Origin of the sequence: Micromonospora sp. C51 (genome assembly GCF_018070435.1) — a bacterium.
GTDB classification, from domain to species: Bacteria; Actinomycetota; Actinomycetes; order Mycobacteriales; family Micromonosporaceae; genus Micromonospora; species Micromonospora sediminimaris.
In genome coordinates this window covers 1-2,875 of record NZ_JAGPXQ010000086.1, presented here as the reverse complement: position 1 = coordinate 2,875, position 2,875 = coordinate 1, and the positions used below count along the sequence as shown (strand labels likewise).

The 2,875-nt window shown below is 68.2% G+C and carries 3 protein-coding genes and 1 pseudogene; 3 read left to right on the top strand and 1 reads right to left on the bottom strand.

The window, feature by feature from the left end:
* Positions 1-131: 131 nt before the first annotated feature.
* The 3 genes from KBX50_RS32460 to KBX50_RS32450 all read left to right on the top strand — a co-directional run bounded on the left by KBX50_RS32460 (position 132) and on the right by KBX50_RS32450 (position 1,919).
* A complete protein-coding gene (locus KBX50_RS32460; protein WP_099845180.1) occupies positions 132-338 on the top strand; it encodes a hypothetical protein in 207 nt (68 codons plus the stop codon).
* 368 nt (positions 339-706) lie between these two features.
* Positions 707-1,123: an ASCH domain-containing protein gene (locus KBX50_RS32455; protein WP_210824148.1), complete on the top strand. Its 417-nt coding sequence runs from the start codon at positions 707-709 to the stop codon at positions 1,121-1,123.
* Positions 1,124-1,352: 229 nt separating this feature from the next.
* Positions 1,353-1,919: a hypothetical protein gene (locus tag KBX50_RS32450; RefSeq protein WP_210941655.1), complete on the top strand. Its 567-nt coding sequence runs from the start codon at positions 1,353-1,355 to the stop codon at positions 1,917-1,919.
* A gap of 162 nt (positions 1,920-2,081) precedes the next feature.
* Here KBX50_RS32450 and KBX50_RS32445 read toward each other — a convergent pair.
* Positions 2,082-2,875, bottom strand: a pseudogene (locus KBX50_RS32445) (SEL1-like repeat protein); the annotation flags it as partial.

Genomic DNA, 2,875 nt, shown 5'->3' with positions numbered 1-2,875 from the left:
CGTCGCGGGGTGCTGGGCGGCCAGGTCTCCTGAGCCATCAACGGCAACCCGATGAAAGCCACACCCAGCACCCCCGGATGAGCCAACCCTACGAACTGGGCGGTCATCACGATCAAGAAGGTAGGACACCGATGACCGACGCCACCAGCGACGCCGATCCCACCGCTGACGCTGAAGCGGGAACCGAGGAGCAGCCGCAGCCCTTCGAGAACCGCGCGGCACGCCGGTCCAAGGGCAAGGCCACCGCCAACCCCATAGGGGGTACCGCGAGCCGCGCCCACGGTCGCTCCGGCACGGTGCAGAGTCCTCGCCAGTACGGCAACCGTCGAAGCGGCTGACTTCGGACCTCCTGGTCACGGCCGTGTTCAGCAGCTGTGGCCGCTACCGGCGTTCAGCCGCAGCCGCAGGCTCATGACAGGACGGTGAGGACGAGCCACTCGGGTGACGCTGAGGGCACCGTCAGCCCCGGCGCTGCCGCAACAGCAGACTCGACTCCGCAGGAGCCCGCGTCGGCCTCCAAAGGGCCGTGACCGTTGGGTAGCGCGTGACTCGCGGCATGAGCGTGTAGCGCCGGAGATCGAGTGTGTCGTGGCCAGCCATGTCACGACGGCTGGCCACGGGGAGTCGATCCGCGACGTCAACACTGCTCGTAAGGACCGCACAATCGGCTCGCAGACGACGATCATCTCTCGTTAGTCTCCTCCAGGTGACCGCAGATCTACCCACGTTCGAGTTCGCCTTCCCTGGTCCGCTGCGCGACAAGCTGGTCGCTGCAGTCCTCGAGGGGACCAAGACCACCACGACCGGCCTGCTCCAGGACTACGAAATCGAAGGCGAACCACTACCCGCCGTGGGTGCCCGAGCGGCGGTGGTCGATTCTGTTGGTCGCCGGGTGGCGGTGATCGAACTGACCGAGGTGCGTGTCAGCCGCCTCGGCGACGTGGACCTCGACCACGCCCGGGACGAGGGCGAGGGGCACGACTCGGTCGCCGCCTGGCGAGCTGGCCACGAGGAGTACTGGCACGGAATGGACTACCGAGGGTGGCTGGGCAATCCGGGCTTCACTGTGAACGACGACACGCCAGCCGTGCTGGAGCGGTTCCGGCTCGTCGCGACGCTTTGACCGCTCCACGACCGCACGACGACATCGCTGCTGGGGTAGCCCGCACACGCGAATCCACTGAACGTTTGACTCCAACAGGGAGGCACTCGTCGTCGGCACGATCGGACGCAGGGCATCCACGATCTTCGTCACGCTGGGTAGCGCCCGAGCCGCAGCAGATCCGGACGGTATGTCAGGGCTGCTTCCGTCGGTGCGGATTGCCGCCGGCATGATCGGCGAGAATGGCGGCATGTATGCGCACGACGACTGGTGGAATGCGCTGAGCCCGCAGGTGCGGGACCGGATCGACGGGCTGCTGTGCGCGCGTCGGCTGGTCGCGGCTGTCGTCCTCCTGCGTCAGGAAGGCGGACTTCAGCCGCCACCCGGTCTGTACGAGGCCCAGGATCTGCTGATCGAGCGTCGCGCCGAACTGGACCGGCGGGGTCTCCTCGAGCCGGAGCCAGCGCCATCGACGACCGCGCAGCTGATCGAGAAGGCGGCCGCCATCACCGCGCCGGTCGTTGCCGTCGAAGCACTGTGGGACGGTGACACGCAGGGCTGGTGCGTCGACCTGGTCGCAATCGTGCGGCGGCCGAGCCGGCACGATGACCGCTTCGACGAGGTGCCGTTGACGGTGCTGCGGCAAGGCGGTGACATCCGCCTGTTCAACGGCCAGGTGCCGCCCTGGCCGGAGGCACGGCAGGCAACCGAGCAGGGGCAGGCTGTCGCCCAGCATGTCGGTGTGCCGTTTCATTTCACCAGCCCGGAAGCGCCCGGCGTCGATCTCCCACGCTGGTGGGACACGCAGCCCACCTAACCGGTAGAGCACCCGTGGCCATCGGCAGCGTTCCGTCACACCGGCGCGACCGTACATGCTCATCGGCAAAGTCGTGCCTCCTGCAACGCCCGGTCAGCGGCATGAGCGCGCTTTCGGTCGTGAGAATCGCTGGTGGGCGGACGGCCGTGCGTCGGGCAGCGGTCAAGCCGGGTGTCGGCGAGTGACGAAGACGTCGGCTTCGGAGATTCGTCCAGCGAGGCGACCGGCCTCGTGGATCTGGTCGTCGGTCATCATCGGGACGATCTTGTGTGCCTCATGGATGCCGTCGCCAGTGCCGGCGCTGAGCATGGCGAGGTACCAACGCAGCGCCTGGACGAGGTTGACGGGACCACCGAAGCCGTCGCGGTACCAGCAGGCTGCCGCGAACATGCAACCCGGGTGCCCGATCTCGGCGCCCCGGACGTACCACCGCAACGCCTCGTCATCGATGTCAAGCTCGCTGAGGTGGTTCGCGAGATGCGGGTATGCCTCATGCACTCCGGCTTCCGCTGCCCGCCGGAGCCACCGCACAGCCTCGTGGTGGTCGCTTTCCTTGACGCCGAGGTTGTAGGCCGCGTATCCGTCACCGGCCTGCGCCGCCGCCCGATACAGCGCCATCGCCCGGGTCGGGTCGTCCAGCCCGTCGGCGCCGCCGTCGAGCAGAAACGCCAGCGAGCGCTGCGCCTCCGGGTCACCGTCGGCGGCGGCGGCCTCCAGCAGCTCAGCACCGGCGACCTGCTCGTCGAGGTGAAACGCAAGAATGACGCCGAGCATGGTCCGGGCACGGCTCTGACCCGCCGACAGCTCACGCAGACGCGGCACGAGCAGTTCCAGTTGCCGCTGCGCTCGCGGGTCCCCCTCCTTCACCGCGCGCAGGAACCACTGCGCAGCCAGGACCGGGTCATTCCGCTGACCGGCGTACAGCGTCCCGAGGTCGAACGAGACCTGACCTGCGT

Bases quoted from the DNA above. Each gene is read 5' to 3' on its own strand.
- KBX50_RS32460 (WP_099845180.1), top strand. From the start codon at position 132: ATGACCGACGCCACCAGCGACGCCGATCCCACCGCTGACGCTGAAGCG.
- KBX50_RS32450 (WP_210941655.1), top strand. From the start codon at position 1,353: ATGTATGCGCACGACGACTGGTGGAATGCGCTGAGCCCGCAGGTGCGG.